Below are 19832 nucleotides of genomic sequence, written 5' to 3' on the forward strand. Positions count from 1 at the left end.
TCGGGCAATGAGACTGCCAATCCCGGGAAAAGTTCAGTCGCCGATCACCTGGCGCCGCACCAGCTTTTAACCACCGTTCCGTTAGCGTCCCGGTCCATGGCCATGGATCCGGGGGCGCCACTCCCCTGCTATTGGGATTTGACGCGAGGGAAACAACCTCTGGATCATAGCCGCTTCTCCATACACAACCGGATGGAACGTCCATGCTTTCAGGCTTCGATGGTCTCCGCTTCAGCCACTGGCACCCCGAGATCCGCGACGACGGCGTGGTGGTTCTCTCCCTGGATCGTCAGGACAGCAGCGTCAACGCGATGTCGCAGGACGTGCTGCTGGAGCTGGGCGACCTGCTTGAGCGCATCGCGCTGGACCCACCCAGGGGCGTGGTGGTCCAGTCGCTGAAGAAGGCCGGCTTCATTGCCGGCGCCGACCTGAAGGAGTTCCAGGAATTCGACCGTCGCGGCACCGTCAACGACGCGATCCGTCGTGGCCAGGCCACCTATCAGAAGCTGGCCGAGCTGCCCTGCCCCACCGTGGCGGCGATCCACGGCCACTGCCTGGGAGGCGGCACCGAACTGGCGCTGGCCTGCCGCTACCGCGTGGCCTCCAACGACAGCAGCACCCGCATCGGCCTGCCGGAAACCCAGCTGGGCATCTTCCCGGGCTGGGGCGGCAGCGCCCGCCTGCCGCAGTTGGTGGGCGCTCCCGCAGCGATGGACATGATGTTGACCGGCCGTACCCTGTCGGCCTCGGCCGCGCGTGGCATCGGCCTGGTCGACAAGGTGGTGGCGCCGGCGGTGGTGCTCGACACCGCCGTGGCGCTGGCCCTGTCCGGCACCACCCGCCCGTTCAAGCAGCGCGCGACGGCATGGGCCACCAACACCTGGCTGGCACGCCGGCTGCTGGCGCCGCAGATGGTCAAGCAGGTCGCACGCAAGGCGAAGAAGGACCAGTACCCGGCGCCGTACGCGCTGATCAGCACCTGGCAACGCAGTGGCGGCAAGCCGATCCAGGCGCGTCTGGACGCCGAGCGGCGCGCCGTGGTGAAGCTGGCCAGTACACCGACCGCGCGCAACCTGATCCGTATCTTCTTCCTCACCGAGCGACTGAAGGGCCTGGGCGGTGGTGATTCCGGCATCCGTCACGTGCACGTGGTCGGCGCAGGCGTGATGGGCGGCGACATCGCCGCGTGGGCCGCTTACAAGGGCTTCGAGGTGACCCTGCAGGACCGCGAGGAGCGCTTCATCGACCCGGCCATGGAACGCGCGCAGGCGCTGTTCGCCAAGAAGGTGCGCGACGAGAGCAAGCGCCCCGCCGTGGCCGCACGCCTGCGTGCCGACCTGGAAGGCAATGGGGTTGCCGAAGCGGATCTGGTGATCGAGGCGATCATCGAGAACCCGGAAGCCAAGCGTGCGCTGTACCAGACGCTGGAACCGAAGATGAAGCAGGATGCTCTGCTGACCACCAATACCTCGTCGATCCCACTGGTGGAACTGCGCGATCACATCCAGCGCCCGGCGCAGTTCGCCGGCCTGCACTACTTCAATCCGGTAGCGCAGATGCCGCTGGTGGAAATCATCCACCACGATGGCATGGCGCCGGAGACCGAGCGCCGCCTGGCCGCGTTCTGCAAGGCGCTGGGCAAGTTCCCGGTGCCGGTGGCCGGCAGCCCGGGTTTCCTGGTCAACCGCGTGCTGTTCCCGTACATGCTGGAAGCCGCCACCGCCTACGCCGAAGGCATCCCGGGCCCGGTGATCGACAAGGCCGCAGTGAAGTTCGGCATGCCGATGGGCCCGATCGAACTGATCGATACCGTCGGCCTGGACGTGGCCGCCGGTGTCGGCCGCGAACTGGCGCCCTTCCTGGGCCTGCAGATTCCGGCCGCGCTGCAGACGGTGGAACCGGACAAGCGTGGCAAGAAGGATGGCCAAGGCATCTACACCTGGGAAAACGGCAAGCCGAAGAAGCCGGACGTGGTCAGCGACTACCAGGCCCCTGCCGACCTGGAAGACCGCCTGATCCTGCCGCTGTTGAACGAGGCAGTGGCGTGCCTGCACGAAGGCGTGGTGGCCGATGCGGACCTGCTGGATGCCGGCGTGATCTTCGGCACCGGTTTCGCCCCGTTCCGCGGCGGTCCGATCCAGCACATCCGTGCAGTCGGTGCCGATGCGATCGTCGAGCGACTGAAGGCGCTGCAGCAGCGCCACGGCGACCGTTTCGCCCCGCGCCCGGGCTGGGACAACCCCGTCCTGCGCGAACCGGTGGTCTGAGTTCATCGGCCGGGCCTGCGGCCCGGCACCCGCAGAGGCAACGTCAAGTTCCACAGCAGAAGCCAGAGCCAAAGCGGCTCTGGCTTTTCTGTTTGTTGGGCGGGGCGGTGTCGGGTTGCGGGGACGCCGTAAACCCGTCCTTGGGGGCTTGGCCGCGGCATCCATGCCGCGGACACCCCGCAACCCGACACCGCCCCACCCCTGACAGTTTCCCGGTGACGGTGGGTGAACTGCGATGGCTGTAGGTGTCGACCTTGTTCGGCACGGATCATTACGAACTGGTGGGTGTCGACCTTGGTCGACACCAGGAGCGAAGCGACCCGCGTTTGATTTTGATTTTCTTTTTTCTTCTCCGTGGCTGGACGCACACGGAAACTGTCAGAGGTCGGGCGGGTGGGTTGCGCAGGACCGTTGGCGCCATGGATGGCGCCATCGAGCCCCCATGGACGGGTTTACGGCGTGTCCTGCGCAACCCACCCGCCCGGCCAAGCGCGGCTTTTGATCTTGCTTCCGCCTTCAGCGACCACCCCCACAGCCACGAGGGGCTGCGCCGTTGGCTGGAACAACCTGTTACCCATACGGGGAATGCCCCCGTCACAGCTGCATGCGATGCTGACCGCCTGATCCCTGCCAGCGAGAACGCCCGCATGACCACCATCATCGCCCCGCGCGTGCACGACATCGGCGGCCTCGAAGTCCGCCGCGCCGTCCCCACCCTGCAGGCCCGCAGCATCGGCTCATTCGTGTTCGTCGACCAGATGGGCCCGGCACTGATGCACCCCGGTACCGCCATCGACGTGCGCCCGCATCCGCATATCGGCCTGGCCACGGTCACCTATCTGTGGTCGGGCGCCATCGGCCACCGCGACACGCTGGGCTCCGATCAGGTGATTCGCCCCGGTGACGTCAACTGGATGACCGCCGGCCGCGGCATTGCCCATTCCGAACGCACGCCACAATCGGACCGCGACCATGACAACCCGATCCACGGCATGCAGACCTGGGTCGCGTTGCCGAAGTCGCACGAGGAAATCGAGCCGGCGTTCTATCACCATGCCGCTGCCACCCTGCCCGAGCAGCGCCGCAAGGGTGCCTGGCTGCGGGTGATCGCTGGCCGCGCCTATGGCGAGGAATCGCCGGTGAAAGTGTTCGCCGATACGCTCAATGTGGCGATCGATCTGGACCCGGACGCGGAAATCGACATCGACGACGGCCACCGCGAGCGCGCGTTGTACATCCTTGAAGGCGACGCGCAGTTGGATGGCGTGGACATCCCCGCGCAGCACCTGGTCATCCCCGAAGCCGGCGCACGCGGCCGCCTGCGCGCGAAGACACCGGTGAAGGCGATGCTGTTCGGTGGCGAGCCGCTGGATGGCCCGCGCCACCTCTGGTGGAACTTCGTGTCCAGTTCGAAGGAGCGCATCGAGCAGGCCAAGCACGACTGGGAGGCCGGCCGCTTCGGCACCATTCCCGGCGACGACAAGGAGTTCATCCCGCTGCCGCAGTACTGAGCATCGCGTGCTGCACACATCCGAGGGTGTATTCCTGCACCCGGCGTTGACGCTACAGTCACCCGCTGATCATTGAAATGTGACATAAATCACACTTTCGACCGTCAAAGGAGTGCAACACATGAGCATGGGTAAACGCTTGTCCGCCGAGTTCCTCGGCACGTTCTGGCTGGTTCTGGGGGGCTGTGGCAGTGCAGTGCTGGCCGCCAAGTTCGGTGGTGACGGCAATCCGCTGGGTATCGGCTTCCTCGGCGTGGCGCTCGCCTTCGGCCTGACCGTGGTGACCGGCGCCTATGCGTTCGGCCATATCTCCGGTGCGCACTTCAATCCGGCGGTCAGCGTCGGTCTGTGGGCTGGCGGCCGCTTCCCGACCAAGGACCTGGTGCCGTACATCATCGCCCAGGTTGCGGGCGGCCTGCTGGCCGGCTTCATCCTGCTGCAGATCGCCTCCGGCGCCAGTGGCTTCGCCATCGACGGCAGCCAGGCCGGAGCGTTCGCCAGCAATGGCTATGGCGCGCTGTCGCCCGGCGGCTACAGCGTGGCGGCGGCCTTCCTGTGCGAAGTGGTGCTGACGGCGGTGTTCCTGATCGTGATCATGGGTTCCACCCACGGCAAGGCACCGGCCGGGTTCGCCCCGCTGGCGATCGGCCTGTCGCTGACCCTGATCCACCTGATCAGCATCCCGGTCACCAACACCTCGGTGAACCCGGCCCGCTCCACGGCCGTGGCCTTTTTCGCCGGCAGCGGTGCGGTCAGCCAGTTGTGGCTGTTCTGGGTCGCCCCGTTGCTGGGCGGCGCGATCGGCGGCCTGATCTACAAGTGGATCGGCAACGACCGCTGATCCCCGCAGCAACCATTGCGGCCGACCCTCGGCCGCAATGGTTGCGCTTGCAACCGCGAATTGTGCGATTGCTCACGTTCCGTTAAGGTTGAGTTGACCGTCCGTGCACATGCGGGCGGGGTGGCGTCCGGGGATGGGATGCCATGGTCGCCGGCTCTGCTGGCGAAGCCAACCAATTCATCACCTTGGGGGATGCATGAAGTTCGTGCCTGTCATGTTGTCGAGCCTGCTTTTCGCCGCGGCCCAGGCCGCCGCGCAGGCGCCGTCCGAATGTCCTTCGCTGCCGGCCAGCAGCGGTCTGCAGTGGCAGCAGCAGGTGCAGGCCGATTTCCTGGTCTGCCGCGCCAGCACCCCTGATGGCCGCGAAGTGCTGAGCCTGATGCTCAGCGCGCGTGATCCGTCCATTCCGCTGAACCGCTCGCTGCGCCAGGAAAAAGGCAGCTTCGGCGGCGAATCGCTGTACTGGTACCAGCCCGACCTGGGCGGCCAGCAACCGCCGGGGTATGCCGAACGGCGCATCAGCGTGGTCAAGCTCGACAAAGGGCGATACGCGCAGATTTCGCTGTATCCGGACAGCGCGCAGGAGCTGGGGTCACTGCAACAGCTGGCGCAGGGCATGACCCTGACCCCGTCGGCCGTGGCCGCCGGCCGCTGAGGATGACGGGGATGACTGCCTGGCAGCATCCCCGCAGCGCGACCCGATCCGACGGTAGTGCCGGCCGCTGGCCGGCACCCCGATCCGCCTCTACGCGAGGCAGTTGCCGGCCAGCGGCCGGCATTACGTCAGAACCTGCCTTCCTGGAAATCGACGAAGGCCTGCATCAGTTCCTGTCGCGTGTTCATCACGAACGGCCCGTGGCGCATCACCGGTTCGCGCAGCGGACGGCCGGCCACCAGGATCAGGCGCGCGCCTTCATTGCCGGCCGAGACGTGCAACTGCTCGCCGCCGCCCAGCACCGCCAGTTCCTGGCGAGCGACGTCGCGCGCGGCGTCCTGCTCACCCACGGTCACGCCACCTTCGAACACGTACGCAAAGGCGTTGTGCCCTTCCGGCAGCGCATAGGTCCAGGCACGGTCGGGCGCCAGCGTGATGTCAAGGTAGAGCGGGTCGGTGGCCGGTTGCACGATCGGGCCATCGGTACCGTCCACGCTGCCGGCAATCACCTTCACCTCCACGCCCGCTTCCGGGTGCACCACGGGAATCCGCTCAGGCGCGAACTCCTGGTACTTCGGCTCGGTCATCTTCTCCTTCGCCGGCAGGTTCACCCACAGTTGGAAGCCACGCATCTGCCCGCTTTCCTGCTCGGGCATCTCCGAGTGCACCAGGCCGCGGCCAGCGGTCATCCACTGCACGCTGCCCGGGGTCAGCAGGCCTTCGTTGCCATGGTTGTCGCGATGCCGCATGCGTCCGTCGAGCATGTAGGTGACGGTCTCGAAACCGCGGTGCGGATGCTCCGGGAAACCGGCGATGTAGTCCTCGGCGCGGTCGGTGCCGAATTCATCGAGCAGCAGGAACGGATCGAGGTCGGGCAGCGTCGGGCCACCGATGACGCGGGTCAGGCGCACGCCGGCACCGTCGGAGGTGGGCATGCCGCGGATGGTCCGCAGCACGCGGACCGGTTCGGGAAAGCTCATGGCGACTCCTGTTGGATGGATGCCACTGAAGATGGACGCCGCACGGCCACACGCCAATGGACGGCGCCGCAACCGATTGTTCCATCCCTGATGTTCGCTGCACGTCAGCACAACAAGCGTACGACCAAAGTACTACCGCCGATTCGTCCTGTGCCAATTGACCCTGTCGAGGGCACGCGGGACTCTTTGACTGTCTTTCCGGGAGAGAGCACCTCATGAAAGGGTTTTCCAAAATAGGCTGGGCGGCCCTCGCCCTGCTCGGCGCCTTCTGTCTGGGCACCGTGGCCCTGCGCCGCGGCGAACACATCAATGCGCTGTGGATCGTCGTCGCCGCGGTTTCGCTGTACCTGGTGGCCTACCGCTTCTACAGCCTGTTCATCGCCAACAAGGTGATGCAGCTGGATCCGACCCGGGCCACGCCGGCGGTGATCAACAACGATGGCCTGGACTACGTGCCGACCAACAAGCACGTATTGTTCGGCCACCACTTCGCCGCCATCGCCGGCGCCGGCCCGCTGGTCGGCCCGGTCCTGGCCGCGCAGATGGGCTACCTGCCTGGGCTGCTGTGGCTGGTGGTGGGCGTAGTGCTGGCCGGTGCGGTGCAGGACTTCATGGTGCTGTTCCTGTCCAGCCGTCGCAACGGCCGTTCGCTGGGCGACCTGGTAAGAGAAGAGATGGGCCAGGTACCGGGCACCATCGCGCTGTTCGGTGCGTTCCTGATCATGATCATCATCCTGGCGGTGCTGGCGATGGTGGTGGTCAAGGCGCTGGCCGAAAGCCCGTGGGGCATGTTCACGGTGATCGCGACGATGCCTATCGCCATCCTGATGGGCGTGTACATGCGCTATATCCGCCCCGGCAAGATCGGCGAGATCTCGGTGGTCGGCCTGATCCTGCTGCTGGCCGCGATCTGGTACGGCGGCAAGGTCGCCGCCGACCCGGTGTGGGGCCCGGCGTTCACTTTCACCGGCACCCAGATCACTTGGATGCTGATCGGCTACGGCTTCGTCGCATCGGTGCTGCCGGTGTGGCTGTTGCTGGCCCCGCGCGACTACCTGTCGACCTTCCTCAAGATCGGCACGATCATCGCGCTGGCCGTCGGCATCCTGATCGTGATGCCGGAACTGAAGATGCCGGCGCTGACCCAGTTCGCCGCCAGTGGCGACGGCCCGGTGTGGAAGGGCGGCATGTTCCCGTTCCTGTTCATCACCATCGCCTGCGGTGCGGTCTCTGGTTTCCATGCGCTGATTTCCTCCGGCACCACGCCGAAGCTGCTGGCCAATGAGGCGCACATGCGCTACATCGGCTACGGCGGCATGCTGATGGAATCGTTCGTGGCGGTGATGGCGCTGGTCGCGGCCTCGATCATCGATCCGGGCATCTACTTCGCGATGAACAGCCCGGCGGCGGTGATCGGCGCCGATGCTGCGTCGGCGGCGCACTACATCACCAACACCTGGGGCTTCACCATCACGCCCGAACAGCTGACCGCGACCGCGGCGGCAATCGGCGAGCCGACCATCCTGCATCGTGCAGGCGGTGCACCGACCCTGGCGGTCGGCATCGCTCAGATCCTGCACGAAGCGATCCCCAGTGGCAGCGACGCGATGATGGCGTTCTGGTACCACTTCGCGATCCTGTTCGAAGCATTGTTCATCCTGACCGCAGTGGACGCCGGAACCCGTGCCGGACGCTTCATGCTGCAGGACCTGCTGGGCAACTTCGTCCCGGCGCTGAAGAAGACCGAGTCGTGGACCGCCAACATCATCGGTACCGCCGGCTGCGTGGCGCTGTGGGGCTACCTGCTCTACACCGGTGTGGTCGATCCGTTCGGCGGCATCCAGACCCTGTGGCCGCTGTTCGGCATCTCCAACCAGATGCTGGCCGGTATCGCGCTGATGCTGGGCACGGTGGTGCTGTTCAAGATGAAGCGCGACCGCTATGCGTGGGTCACTGCGGTACCGGCGGTGTGGCTGCTGATCTGCACCACCTATGCCGGCTTCATCAAGATCTTCGACAGCAACCCGGCGCAGGGTTTCTTGGCACAGGCACACAAGTTCCAGGCCGCGCTCGCCAGCGACACGATCACCGCACCGGCCAAGTCGGTGGCGCAGATGAAGCAGATCGTGGTCAATGCCTACGTCAACACCGGCCTGACCGCGCTGTTCCTGCTGGTCGTGGGCGCAGTGCTGGTGTATTCGATCAAGACCATTCTCGCGGCACGCCGCAATCCGCAGCGCAGCGACCGCGAGACCCCCTACGTGGCGCTGAAGCCGCATGAAATGGTGGATCTGTGATGAGTACGCAACTGGTTCCCGCCGGCCAGTACCAGGCGCACCGCCGCATCTGGCGGCGCCTGGTGCAGACCGCACGCCTGTGCTGTGGCATTCCTGATTACGACAACTACGTCCGGCATATGCTGGAAAAGCATCCGGACCAGGAGCCGATGGACTACAAGACGTTCTTCCGCGAGCGCCAGGAAGCGCGCTACGGCGGACGCAACGGTGGTCGCTGCTGTTGAGGGTTGAGTGTGGATGCCGGGCTTGCAGCCCGGCGCCCGCAGAGGCAACTGCAACTGCAACGGCGAAAGCGTCGGCTCTGGTTTTCCGTGAATTTGGCGGGGTGGTGTCGGATGGCGGGGACGCCGTAAACCCGTCCTTGGGGGCTTGGCCGCGGCATCCATGCCGCGGACACCCCGCCATCCGACACCACCCCACCTTCGACAGATTTCCGTTGACGGCAAGAAGCATCAGGGGGCAGATCCGCTTCCGCGGGGAAACGGATCTGTCCTTTCTTTGTTCATGGATACCCATGAAGTGCATCCACGCATGACGTGGATCTATCCGGTGGCAGGCAAAAAGAAAGCCGAGCGTGGGCTCGGCTCTGCACGGGGAAAGCGTGTCCACGGCAATTGCCGTGAACACGCAACATGATCGTCAGCTCAGGACTCAGGCGCCGGCCATCCACTTCAGGATCAGGCCAGTGACATAGGCCAGCCCGGTGCCGGTGGCATAGCCCACCGTGCCCAGCAGCACGCCCACCGGAGCCAGCGTCGGATGGAACGCCGCAGCCACCACGGGGGCCGAAGCGGCTGCGCCGATGTTGCCCTGCGAACCGATCGCGAAGAAGAACAGCGGCGCGCGCAGCAGCTTGGCCACCCCCCACAGCACCAGCACGTGCGTGGCCATCCAGATCGCGCCGAGCAGGAACAGCCACGGCCGATCCAGCAGCGACAACAGGTTCATCTGCATGCCGATGCAGGCGATCAGGAAGTACAGGAACACGGTGCCCAACCGCGAAGCGCCTGCGGCTTCCAGCCGGCGCGCACGGGTGAAGCTGAGGCCCAGGCCCATCGCCGTGGACAGCAGGATCACCCACACGAACTGGCTGTCCAGGCTGAACTGGCTGGCCCAGCTGACGTTGGTCTTGAACCAGCCCGACAGCGGTGCGGCGATGGCGTGGGCCAGGCCGACGCCACCCAGTGCCACGCCGACGATCACCATCAGGTCGGTCATGCTGGGAATGCGCGCGTTCTGTGCCTCGTAGGCGCTGATGCGTGCCTTCATCTCGTCGATGGCGCGGGTGTCGGCCCCGTTGCGGGTATCGATCTGCTGCGCGCGGTTGGCCAGGAACAGCAGGATCGCCATCCACAGGCTGGCGCAGGCCACGTCGACCACGGCGAACTGGCCGAAGGTGGTGGCGTCGGTGCCGAACACTTCGCGCATGGCGACCATGTTGGCGCCGCCACCGATCCAGCTGCCGGCCAGCGCGGCCATGCCGGCCCAGGTATCACCGGCCACCGTTTCCGGATGGATCAGCTTCATCAGCTGGAACGAGACGATGGCGCCGAGCATGATGCCGGCGGTACCGGCACAGAACACGAGCAACAGCTTCGGCCCCAGCTTGATGACGCCCTTGAGGTCGATCGACAGGGTCAGCAGTACCAGCGCGGCCGGCAGCAGCACGTCACGCGCGACCGGGTTGTACAGCGAGGTGTTGTGGCCATCGATGACACCGGCGGTGTTGTAGATGGCGGGGATGAAGTAGCACAGCAGCAGTGCCGGCACCCAGGCGAAGATCTTCTTCAACAGCGGGGTCGGACCACTGGCGGCCCAGAAGATCAGGGCCAGGGTGGCGGCAATCAGGCCCAGTCCAACGATATCGTTGCTGATCAGGGCAGTAGCGGGTTCGGTCGGCATGGGATCCTCTGTCGATCGAAGGAGCGGGAAAAAAAAGCGCCGCATAAAGCGGCGCAGGTCGAGATTAACATTGTCTTCACGCCGGGTCATGCCGCAGCGCGGAGCAGGTCGGCCATCCGATCAGGCGGGGCGCGAAGCGCCGAAGTCCAGGGTGACACGCGTCCCGCGCGGTTGGCAGGGCTGCAGCTGCAGCGTCCAGCCCAGGTGCTCGCACAGCCGCGCGATCAGGTCCAGGCCGATGCCACTGCCACGATCGGCACGCTCGCCGCGGGCCATGCGCGCGTGGATCGCCGCGATCTCCTCCGGGCTCATCCCGTGCCCGGGGTCCTGCAGGGTCAGTACCGCCGACGAACTCAGCTGCAGCTCGATATGGCCGCGGCCGCTGTTTTCGATGGCATTGCGCAGCAGGTTGCCGATCGCCGCCTGCACCACCGCCAGCGGCGCGACGATATCCACCGGCGCGGCCTGGATACCGATGCTCAGGTCCTTGTCGCCGAGCAGGTGTCGATGGTCGTCGACGATCTCCGGCAGCAGCTGGTCCAGCGCGATGCGCTCGGCACGCGCGGCCAGGCGCGCAGGATCACGCGCCAGCACCAGCAGCAGCTCGATCAGCTGCTCCACGCTCTGTGCCGTGCGCAGGACCCGCTGCATCTGCTGGCGGGCACGTTCGGGCAGGCCCGGTTGCTCCAGCGCCAGCTCGGCTGCACCGGTCATCACTGCGATCGGCGTGCGCAGTTCGTGGCTGGCGGTACTGATGAAGACCCGCTCACGCTCGACGAACTGCTCGTTGCGGTCCAGGTAGTCGTTCAGCGCATCGGCGATGGTGTGCAGCTCGGAACTGCCGCGCGGGTCGACCTCGATGCGCTGGCCCTGAACGCCCGGCCGCAATGCGCCGATGTGCTGGGCCAGCAGGCTCAACGGGCGCACCATGCGTTCCATACCGAAGGACGCCATCAGCACGGTGACGAAGATCATGATCACCCCGGCCAGCATCACCCAGCGCGTGGCGAACTGCTCCAGGTCATGGAAGTCGGAAATGTCCAGCGCCAGCGCGACACGCCCCATGGACCGGGTCTCGCGCACCATCACCGCCGTCTCCCGGCCTTTGATCATCACTCCGTCGTGAAGGCCGGGATGCAGCGTACGCAGGCTGTCAGGCAGGTTGACTGCATCGAAGCGGTACAGGCTGAGCGTGTCCGAATCCTGCCAGCGATAGTGCGGTTCATGCTCGACGTGCTCGACGATGCTGTCCAGTTCGGAGTTGAGCAGCGCGCGCCAGGCGGCATGTTCGGCGTGTTCGTGCACGTAGTTGCCGACGCTGAACACAGCGATCGACAGCAGGGCCAGGTAGCCCAGCAACCACCACACCACGCGCCGGTACAGCGGGCCCGGCCTACGCGCCTTCATCATCATCCTTGCCTGCATCGGCGGCCGCGGTCACCGCAAGGCGGTAACCAACCCGCGGCAGGGTGTGGATCAGCTTGTCGGCAAACGGACCGTCGACGCTGCGGCGCAGCTCGTAGACATGCGAGCGCAGCAGGTCACCATCCGGTGGCTCGTCGCCCCACAGGGCGAACTCCAGCTGTTGGCGGGTGACCGCACCGGGGCTGGCGCGCATCAGCACCTCCAGCAGCTTGCGGCAGGCCGGGTAGAGGTGGAGCACCTGGCCACCCCGCTGGGCTTCGAGGGTCGCCAGGTCCAGCACCAGGTCGCCCACCTGCAGGCGCTTGCGCGGGTTCCGGCCCTGCGCACGCAGCAGCAGCGCCTCCAGCCGAACTTCCAGCTCGGGCAGGGCGAACGGCTTGGTCAGGTAATCGTCGGCACCCGCGCGGAATCCGGTGATCTTGTCCGGCAGTTCGTCGCGCGCGGTCAGCATGATCACCGGCACTTCCGAAGCGTGCTCGGCGCGCAGGCGACGCAGCACCTCCGGCCCCTCCATGCGCGGCAACATCCAGTCCAGGATCACCGCGTCGTAGGGATGGCTGCCGGCCAGGTGCAGGCCGGTGATGCCGTCCGGCGCCACGTCGAGCACGTGCCCGCGCGACTCGAAGTAGTCGAACAGGTTGGCCACCAGCTGGCGGTTGTCCTCGATCACCAACAGACGCATGCACGAAACATCCACGGAAGTTCGTACCATGGTAGCGCTGCCCATGTCGGAATGCGGTCGTCGCGGCCTCCTCTGACGCTTTTCCAACCCCCGCCACCTCAGAATGGCCGTTTTGCTCCCGGAGCCTGCCGTGCCCGTAGCCCTGCCCCGCCGTTGGCGCCTGCCCCTGTTGTGGCTGTTGATCGTTGCTGCGCTGGCAGCGGGGATCGGCCTTCGGCAGCCGCAGCCACCGGACGAGCCGCGCTTCGTGCTGGCGGCCCGCACCATGGTCGAGAGTGGGCAATGGCTGCTGCCGCACCGGGGCGTGGAGCTGTATGCGGAGAAGCCGCCGGTCTTCATGTGGCTGCAGGCGGCGGCCTATGAGATCGTCGGCAGCTGGCAGTGGTCGTTCCTGCTGCCGTCGCTGCTGGGCGCCCTGCTCAGCCTGTGGTTGGTGTCGGATCTGGCACGCCGACTGTGGTCACCGCGGCATTCCCTGTACGCCCTGGCGGCGCTGTTCTGCACCCTTCAGTTTGGCCTGATGGCCAAGCGCGCGCAGATCGACATGGTGCTGGTCGGCATGACCACGGTGGCCTTGTGGGGCTTGATGCGCCACCTGTGCGAACGCCGCAACCTGGCTGCCTTGTGGCTGGCGGGTTTCGCCGCTGGCCTCGGCACGGTGACCAAAGGCGTGGGTTTCCTACCGCTGCTGATGGTCCTGCCGTGGTTCGGCTGGTGGCTGTACCAGCGTCGCCGCGGGCGCAGCGTGGACGGCCCCCACCCGGCAACACTGCTGTGGCTGATCCCGGCCTTCCTGCTGGGCGTGTCGGTGTGGCTTGCCCCGCTGGGCTGGGCCCTGCTGCACACGCCCAGCGCCGAACTGCAGGCCTACGCGCATGAACTGTTGTTCAAGCAGACCGGTACCCGCTATGCCAACGCCTGGCACCATCGCCAACCGGCCTGGTACTACCTGCAGGTGATCCTGACCCTGTGGCTGCCGGGCAGCCTGCTGCTGCCGCTGCTGTTCAAGCCGTGGTGGCGCCGCATCCGCCGGGGCGACCGCCGGCAGTGGCTGCTGCTGGGCTGGGCGCTGCTGGTGCTGGTGTTCTTCAGTGCCAGCCCGGGCAAGCTCGAGGTCTATGTGCTGCCGATGCTGCCTGCGATGGCACTGGCGGTTGCGCCGTTGTTGCCGGGCCTGCTGCGCCGGCTGTGCGTGCGCCGCTATCTGTTCGGCTACAGCGTGGTGCTGATGCTGGCCACCGGCGTGCTCGGCGTGATGCTGCTGACCGAGCACCCGTGGGCCTTGGCGCAACTGGAACGCCGGGCCATGCCCGATACGCTGCTGCCGGTGCTGGGTGATGGCCTGCTGACCTTCGCCATCGCGCTGGCCACGTTGGTCGTCTGGTTGCGGGTGCGCCGCGCCACGACACTGGTGCTGTTGACGCACGGCATGCTGTGGATGCTCTACGGCCTGGTGCTGATCCCGGCACTGGATCCCTACGCATCGGCATCGGCGCTGATGCGCCGCGTCGGCGCGCGGATCGGTCCGGACGCCGAACTGGCGCTGGTCGCCTGGCGCGAGCAGAACCTGCTGCAGGCTGACCGCCCGGTACGCGAGTTCGGCTTCAAGCGCCCCTGGGCCGAGCAGTGGCACGACGCCGGCCCATGGGTGGGCGAGGCGCCGGACAAGCGCTGGCTGCTGGTGCTGGACGAGGCGATGAGTCCCTGCGTGGATCCGGCCAAGGTGATCGATATCGGTGTTGCCAACAGGAATCGTTGGCAACTGCTTCCCGGTACGGCCTGGGACCCGCAATGCCACGCCGAACGGGCCGGCTCGACCGCCGAAGAAGACTGAACGTTGACTCGTGCCGGGGAAATCATTAACCCGGCGCGAACGAGCGTCCGACCCTTCTCCGACATGCAGGTGACGAGCATGACTGCGGATTCCCGAACCCGCCTTCCCTCAGCATGCCCGTTCGTCCCCTTGATTCGATCGCGCCGCTTGCGACATCGCCACTGGCGTCAAGATTCGCCGTAACTCACTTTTGGCTGCCTGTCGCGATCGGTCTGCCTCTGTTTACGTTGCTGATGGGGTTCGGCGGCGACCAGTGGGTGGCCGATCACCTGTTCCGCCTTGAGGGCAGCCGCTGGGTGCTACAGGACGCCTGGATCACCCGCACGGTGGTGCACAAGGCCGGCAAATGGCTGAGCACGTCAGCGGCCTTGGTCGCGATCCTGCTGTGCTTCCACCACTGGCGTAAAGGACGCGATCACACCCTGCGGTGGGCGCTGCTTTATGTCGTAATTGCCCTGGCGCTGGGCACCGGCGTGATCTCCCTGCTGAAGTCACTGGTGCCGATGGAATGCCCCTGGGACTTGCTGCGCTACGGCGGCCACCAGCCATTTATCGGGCTTTTCACCGCACGCCCCGCTGGCATGGCCGCGCAGGCCTGCTTCCCGGCCGGGCACGCCAGTGCCGGCTACGCCTGGCTGTGCCTTTACTATTTCGCCCTGCTATGGCGCCCGTCGTGGCGCTGGGCCGGGTTGTGGATCGGCCTCGGCGCCGGTTTGGTGTTCGGCATCAGCCAGCAGCTGCGCGGTGCGCATTTCCTTTCGCATGACGTGGCCACTGCATTGATCTGCTGGCTGCTTTCGCTCGGCCTCTATCTGATCGTCAAGCGCGTCCTGACACACCGTCAACTGAACCATGCCAACCGCCAAGAGGCAAACGCATGAGCGCATCGGTCCATCGCACCACCCGCCTCCCCGCTCTCGCAGGTCTCCGCAACTGGCGGCCGCAGCTGTCCACCGAAGCGCTGATCGCACTGACCAGCCTGTTCTTCGCGGTAGCCGGCAATGGCCTGTTCTGGCACAGCGCGATGGCCAGCCATCCAGGCAGCCTGCGCTACGCGCTTTCGCTGCTGCTGTTGCTGCTGGGTGCTCACGGCGTGCTGCTGGGCATCCTGGTCTGGCGCTGGAACGCCAAGGTAGTGATCAGCCTGTTGCTGCTGGTGACCGCATTCGCCGCGCACTACATGAGCCGCTACCACATCTACCTGGATGCGGACATGCTGCGCAACGTGCTGGCGACGGACCCCAAGGAAAGCCGCGAGCTGATGACCGTGTCGCTGCTGTGGCCGGTACTGTTGCTGGCCGTGTTGCCGATGGCGGTGTTGTGGCGCGTGCAGCTGCGTCGCCGCAGCTGGGGCCGCAGCCTGCTGTGGCGGCTGGGCTTCCTGGCGGTGGCGGCAGTGACCGCCGTCGGCGGCGCGTTGATCTCGTTCCAGGATGTTTCAGCACTGATGCGCAACCAGCGCGAGGTGCGTTACCTCGCCACCCCGGCCAACGTGCTGCTGGGCATGCCGCGTGCGCTGCGTGGCGACAACCCGGTGCAGCGCGCACCGAAGCTGCCGATCGGCACCGACGCCAAGGCCACTCCGCGAGCGCCGGCCAGCAAGCCGCGCCTGCTGGTGATCGTCATGGGCGAGACCGTGCGTGCGCAGAACTGGGGCCTCAACGGTGGCCGCAACACCACCCCGGAACTGGCGCAGGCCAGCGTGATCAATTTCCCGGACATGCATTCGTGCGGCACCAGCACCGAGGTTTCGCTGCCGTGCCTGTTCTCGCCATGGGGCCGCCACGACTACGACGAGAAGAGAATCCGCGCCCACCAGTCGCTGCTGCACGTATTGAACCGCGCCGGCATCGCGCCGTTGTGGCGTGACAACCAGTCCGGCTGCAAGGGCGTGTGCGAGGGCCTGGACTTCCAGTCATTGTCCGACGCCACTACACCGGGCCTGTGCGCCGATGGCCGCTGCATGGACGAGATCCTGCTGCAGGACCTGGCCACCCAGGTGCGGGCCAGGCCCGGCGACCGGGTGGTGGTGCTGCACCAGCTGGGCAACCACGGCCCGGCCTATTTCGAGCGCTATCCGCCCGCGTTCCGCCGCTTCACCCCGACCTGCGACACCCGTGACATCGGCCGCTGCTCGCGCGAAGAGATCACCAACAGTTACGACAACGCCGTGCTGTACACCGATCACTTCCTGACCAAGACCATCGGCACGCTGCAGGGCATGCAGGACTACGACACGGCGATGATCTACCTGTCCGACCATGGTGAATCGCTGGGCGAGAAGGGCCTGTTCCTGCATGGCGTGCCGTATGCGATCGCACCGGCCGAGCAGACCCGGGTGCCGATGACGATGTGGTTCTCGCCCGGCTTTGCCAGCAGCCGTGGGCTGGACCTGCAGTGCGTGCGCAAGCGTTCAGCGGCGTATACCGACCACGACAACCTGTTCCCGTCGGTGCTGGGCCTGATGCAGGTGAGGACCTCGCTGTACGAGCGCGATCGCGACGTGTTCGCCAACTGCGAGAGTTGAGGGTTGTTCGGCAGGGCTTGCAGCCCTGCACCTGCAGGGGCAACGGCAACGGCCGAAGCAACAGCAGAAGCGGGTTTCCTGAGGGGTGGCGGGGTGGATCCGGTTGCGGGGGACGCTGCAAGTACGTCCATGTAAGCTCGGTCGCCGCATCCATGCGGCTCACGCCCCCGCAACCGGACCCACCCCGCCTTCGACAGTTTTCCGCGATCTGTTGGAACGATCTTGGGGTCAGATCCGTTTTCCGGAGGAAAACGGATCTGACCCCATTTTGATTGTCGATATCTGACAGATGTGTCGACCAACGTCGACACCTACCGACAGCACACGGAATCTGTCAGAGGTGGGGCGGTGTCGGAGTGCGGGGTGTCAGCTGCATGGATGCGGCTGCCAAGCCTACACGGACGTACTTGCGGCGTCCCCGCACTCCGACACCGCCCCGCCAAACCACGGATAGTCCGCTGTTGCTGTTGCTTCTGCCTTTGCCCTTGCCTGAAGGCCTCTGCGGGTGCCGGGCGCCGCCCGGCCGACTTCCGCCACTTGCGGTGGCGGCGACTGCCCACTAGCCTTCGGCCGTCGTTCACCACCCAAGGACCGCCCGTGAAACACCGTCATCTCCTGCTGGCCTCGGCAATCGCCGCCGCCACGCTGGCCCTGGCCGCCTGCAAGAAGGAAGCTGCCCCAGGCACCGATACCGCCAGCAGCAGCGCTCCGGCCGGTGAAACCGCCGACCAGTTCGTGGCCCGCATCAATGCCGAATTCAAGGCCGCCTACCCGGAGATGACCTCGGCGCAGTGGCTGTCCTCCACCTACATCAACGGTGATTCGGAACGCATCGCGGCCAAGGCCAACGAGCGTTCGCTGACCCAGCTCAACAGCTGGATCGAACAGGCCGCCAAGTTCGACGGCAAGCCGATGAGCGAGGACAGCAAGCGCGCGATCCACCTGCTGAAGCTGATGTCGTCGATGCCTGCACCACGCGACCCGGCCAAGCTGGCCGAGCTGACCCAGATCGCCACCCGCATGGAAGGCAGCTACGGTGCCGGCAAGTACTGCACCGACGCCAACGATCCGAACTCCTGCCGCCAGCTGGGCGAGCTGGAGCAGGTGCTGGCGCGCAGCCGTGACTACGACAAGCAGCTCGACGCCTGGCAGGGCTGGCACAGCACCACCAAGAGCATGCGCGGCGACTACCAGAAGTTCGTCGGCCTGGTGAACGAAGGTGCCAAGGGCATGGGCTTCACCGATGCCGGCCAGATGTGGCGCAGCGGTTATGACATGCCGCCCGAACAGATCGGCCCGGAGACCGACCGCCTCTGGGAACAGGTCAAGCCGATGTACGAGCAGCTGCACTGCTACGCACGCGGCAAGCTGGACAAGACCTACGGCAAGGACAAGGCCGAAGTGGGCAACGGCCTGATCGCCGCGCACCTGCTGGGCAACATGTGGCAGCAGGACTGGTCGAACCTGTGGGATCAGCTGGAACCGTACCCGGGTGCCGGCAGCCTGGACATCACCGCTGCGCTGGAAAAACAGTACCAGACCAACCTGAGCGCGGCGCTGGCCAAGGCCGGCAAGGACGCCAACGTGGCGGCCCAGTACAAGGCGCAGCGCGAGGCCGAACTGCGTACCGCCAAGCAGATGACCGAACGCGCGCAGGACTTCTATGTGTCGCTGGGCATGCCGTCGCTGCCGCAGTCTTACTGGGAACGCACCCAGTTCATCAAGCCCGACGACCGCGATGTGGTCTGCCACGCCAGCGCCTGGGACATGAACATGGAAGGCGATGTGCGCACCAAGATGTGCATCAAGCCGAACGAAGAGAACTTCACCACCATCTACCACGAGCTGGGCCACATCTATTACGACCTGGCCTACAACCCGCTGCCGCCGCTGTTCCAGGGCGGTGCCAACGATGGCTTCCATGAAGCGATCGGCGACACCATCGTGCTGGCGATGACGCCCAAGTACCTCAGTTCGATCGGCCTGGTCGATGCACCGACCGAAAGCCGCGAAGCGGTCATCAACAACCAGATGCGCATGGCGCTGTCGGGCGTGTCGTTCCTGCCGTTCGGTCTGATGATCGACCGCTGGCGCTGGGGCGTGTTCGACGGTTCGATCACCGCCGACAACTACAACAAGGCGTGGTGGGACCTGAAGGCCAAGTACCAGGGCGTGGCTCCGGCCAGTACCCGTGGCGAAGAGTTCTTCGATCCGGGCGCGAAGTACCACGTGCCGGGCAACACCCCGTACACCCGCTACTTCCTGGCGCGCATCCTGCAGTTCCAGTTCTACAAGGGCCTGTGCGATGCGGCCGGCTACAAGGGCCCGCTGCATGAGTGCACCTTCTACGGCAACAAGGAAGCCGGCCAGAAGTACTGGGCAATGCTGAGCAAGGGTGCCAGCCAGCCGTGGCAGGCCACGCTGAAGGAGCTGACCGGCACCGACAAGCTCGATGCCGGCCCGATGATCGAGTACTTCACTCCGGTCAACGAGTGGCTGAAGCAGCAGAACGAAGGCCAGATGTGTGGCTGGCAGGCCAACGCCGCCCCGGCGGCAAAATGAAAATAGGGGCGGGTCCGCAAGGATTCGCCCCTTCCTGGTAGTGCCGGCCGCTGGCCGGCAATACGCGATGAAGACCCCGCAGGCAGCCGGCCAGCGACCGGCTCTACCGGAACAGCAATCAAGCAAGGCCAGATGTGTGGCTGGCAGGCCAACGCCGCCCCGGCGGCGAAATGAAAAAAGGGGCGGGTCCGCAAGGATCCGCCCCTTTCTGGTAGTGCCGGCCGCTGGCCGGCAACTACGCGATGAAGACCCCGCAGGCAGCCGGCCAGCGGCCGGCTCTACCGGAACAGCAATCAAGCAAAGGCCAGATGTGTGGCTGGCAGGCCAACGCCGCCCCGGCGGCGAAATA

At 66.1% G+C, this 19832-nt stretch carries 14 protein-coding genes; 10 read left to right on the forward strand and 4 right to left on the reverse strand.

Going from position 1 to position 19832, the window contains the following annotated elements; all coding sequences use genetic code 11:
* Nucleotides 1-203: 203 nt before the first annotated feature.
* From AC5P66_RS18715 to AC5P66_RS18730, 4 genes are all read left to right on the forward strand, one after another.
* Entirely contained in the window at nt 204-2267 is a 2064-nt protein-coding gene (locus AC5P66_RS18715) for a 3-hydroxyacyl-CoA dehydrogenase NAD-binding domain-containing protein (protein WP_049416256.1), read from the forward strand.
* A gap of 647 nt (nt 2268-2914) precedes the next feature.
* Complete coding sequence (locus tag AC5P66_RS18720) at nt 2915-3778, forward strand: pirin family protein (RefSeq protein WP_005418267.1); 864 nt, start codon at nt 2915-2917, stop codon at nt 3776-3778.
* 121 nt (nt 3779-3899) lie between these two features.
* Nucleotides 3900-4619: an aquaporin Z gene (gene aqpZ / locus AC5P66_RS18725; RefSeq protein WP_032954396.1), complete on the forward strand. Its 720-nt coding sequence runs from the start codon at nt 3900-3902 to the stop codon at nt 4617-4619.
* A 196-nt stretch (nt 4620-4815) separates the two neighbouring features.
* Nucleotides 4816-5274, forward strand: a complete 459-nt coding sequence (locus AC5P66_RS18730; protein ID WP_495216544.1) for a hypothetical protein — start codon at nt 4816-4818, stop codon at nt 5272-5274.
* A gap of 128 nt (nt 5275-5402) precedes the next feature.
* On the opposite strand, the gene AC5P66_RS18735 is transcribed toward AC5P66_RS18730, so the two are convergent.
* Nucleotides 5403-6254, reverse strand: coding sequence for a pirin family protein (locus tag AC5P66_RS18735; RefSeq protein ID WP_049414686.1), 852 nt, complete (start codon nt 6252-6254; stop codon nt 5403-5405).
* Nucleotides 6255-6469: 215 nt separating this feature from the next.
* Here AC5P66_RS18735 and AC5P66_RS18740 point away from each other — a divergent pair, with 215 nt between their 5' ends.
* Nucleotides 6470-8551 (forward strand): carbon starvation CstA family protein, encoded by a 2082-nt coding sequence (locus AC5P66_RS18740; protein WP_049414685.1) that lies wholly within the window; start codon nt 6470-6472, stop codon nt 8549-8551.
* Nucleotides 8551-8775, forward strand: coding sequence for a YbdD/YjiX family protein (locus AC5P66_RS18745; protein ID WP_005410613.1), 225 nt, complete (start codon nt 8551-8553; stop codon nt 8773-8775). Before AC5P66_RS18740 ends, AC5P66_RS18745 begins: the two co-directional genes overlap by 1 nt.
* A 427-nt stretch (nt 8776-9202) precedes the next feature.
* On the opposite strand, the gene AC5P66_RS18750 is transcribed toward AC5P66_RS18745, so the two are convergent.
* From AC5P66_RS18750 to AC5P66_RS18760, 3 genes are all read right to left on the reverse strand, one after another.
* Entirely contained in the window at nt 9203-10453 is a 1251-nt protein-coding gene (locus AC5P66_RS18750; RefSeq protein ID WP_099494614.1) for a DUF819 family protein, read from the reverse strand.
* 120 nt (nt 10454-10573) lie between these two features.
* On the reverse strand, nt 10574-11860 hold the full coding sequence (locus AC5P66_RS18755; RefSeq protein ID WP_005418277.1) for a sensor histidine kinase: 1287 nt from the start codon (nt 11858-11860) through the stop codon (nt 10574-10576).
* Nucleotides 11847-12560 (reverse strand): response regulator transcription factor, encoded by a 714-nt coding sequence (locus AC5P66_RS18760; protein ID WP_049414681.1) that lies wholly within the window; start codon nt 12558-12560, stop codon nt 11847-11849. Before AC5P66_RS18760 ends, AC5P66_RS18755 begins: the two co-directional genes overlap by 14 nt.
* A gap of 130 nt (nt 12561-12690) precedes the next feature.
* Here AC5P66_RS18760 and AC5P66_RS18765 point away from each other — a divergent pair, with 130 nt between their 5' ends.
* The 4 genes from AC5P66_RS18765 to AC5P66_RS18780 all read left to right on the forward strand — a co-directional run bounded on the left by AC5P66_RS18765 (nt 12691) and on the right by AC5P66_RS18780 (nt 19483).
* Nucleotides 12691-14394: an ArnT family glycosyltransferase gene (locus tag AC5P66_RS18765; RefSeq protein WP_495216546.1), complete on the forward strand. Its 1704-nt coding sequence runs from the start codon at nt 12691-12693 to the stop codon at nt 14392-14394.
* A gap of 113 nt (nt 14395-14507) precedes the next feature.
* Complete coding sequence (locus AC5P66_RS18770; protein ID WP_049414679.1) at nt 14508-15275, forward strand: phosphatase PAP2 family protein; 768 nt, start codon at nt 14508-14510, stop codon at nt 15273-15275.
* Nucleotides 15272-16921, forward strand: a complete 1650-nt coding sequence (locus AC5P66_RS18775; protein WP_099494615.1) for a phosphoethanolamine transferase — start codon at nt 15272-15274, stop codon at nt 16919-16921. The genes AC5P66_RS18770 and AC5P66_RS18775 overlap by 4 nt, the downstream gene beginning before the upstream one ends.
* Before the next feature lie 597 nt (nt 16922-17518).
* Nucleotides 17519-19483 (forward strand): M2 family metallopeptidase, encoded by a 1965-nt coding sequence (locus tag AC5P66_RS18780; protein WP_005418284.1) that lies wholly within the window; start codon nt 17519-17521, stop codon nt 19481-19483.
* The last annotated feature ends 349 nt before the right edge of the window (nt 19484-19832 follow it).

It is taken from the genome of Stenotrophomonas sp. YJH_SMC_122 (assembly GCF_059369535.1).

Coding starts and splice junctions, on each gene's coding strand:
- AC5P66_RS18715 (WP_049416256.1), top strand. CDS start 204: ATGCTTTCAGGCTTCGATGGTCTCCGCTTCAGCCACTGGCACCCCGAG.
- AC5P66_RS18720 (WP_005418267.1), top strand. CDS start 2,915: ATGACCACCATCATCGCCCCGCGCGTGCACGACATCGGCGGCCTCGAA.
- aqpZ (WP_032954396.1), top strand. CDS start 3,900: ATGAGCATGGGTAAACGCTTGTCCGCCGAGTTCCTCGGCACGTTCTGG.
- AC5P66_RS18730 (WP_495216544.1), top strand. CDS start 4,816: ATGAAGTTCGTGCCTGTCATGTTGTCGAGCCTGCTTTTCGCCGCGGCC.
- AC5P66_RS18735 (WP_049414686.1), bottom strand. CDS start 6,254: ATGAGCTTTCCCGAACCGGTCCGCGTGCTGCGGACCATCCGCGGCATG.
- AC5P66_RS18740 (WP_049414685.1), top strand. CDS start 6,470: ATGAAAGGGTTTTCCAAAATAGGCTGGGCGGCCCTCGCCCTGCTCGGC.
- AC5P66_RS18745 (WP_005410613.1), top strand. CDS start 8,551: ATGAGTACGCAACTGGTTCCCGCCGGCCAGTACCAGGCGCACCGCCGC.
- AC5P66_RS18750 (WP_099494614.1), bottom strand. CDS start 10,453: ATGCCGACCGAACCCGCTACTGCCCTGATCAGCAACGATATCGTTGGA.
- AC5P66_RS18755 (WP_005418277.1), bottom strand. CDS start 11,860: ATGAAGGCGCGTAGGCCGGGCCCGCTGTACCGGCGCGTGGTGTGGTGG.
- AC5P66_RS18760 (WP_049414681.1), bottom strand. CDS start 12,560: ATGCGTCTGTTGGTGATCGAGGACAACCGCCAGCTGGTGGCCAACCTG.
- AC5P66_RS18770 (WP_049414679.1), top strand. CDS start 14,508: ATGCCCGTTCGTCCCCTTGATTCGATCGCGCCGCTTGCGACATCGCCA.
- AC5P66_RS18775 (WP_099494615.1), top strand. CDS start 15,272: ATGAGCGCATCGGTCCATCGCACCACCCGCCTCCCCGCTCTCGCAGGT.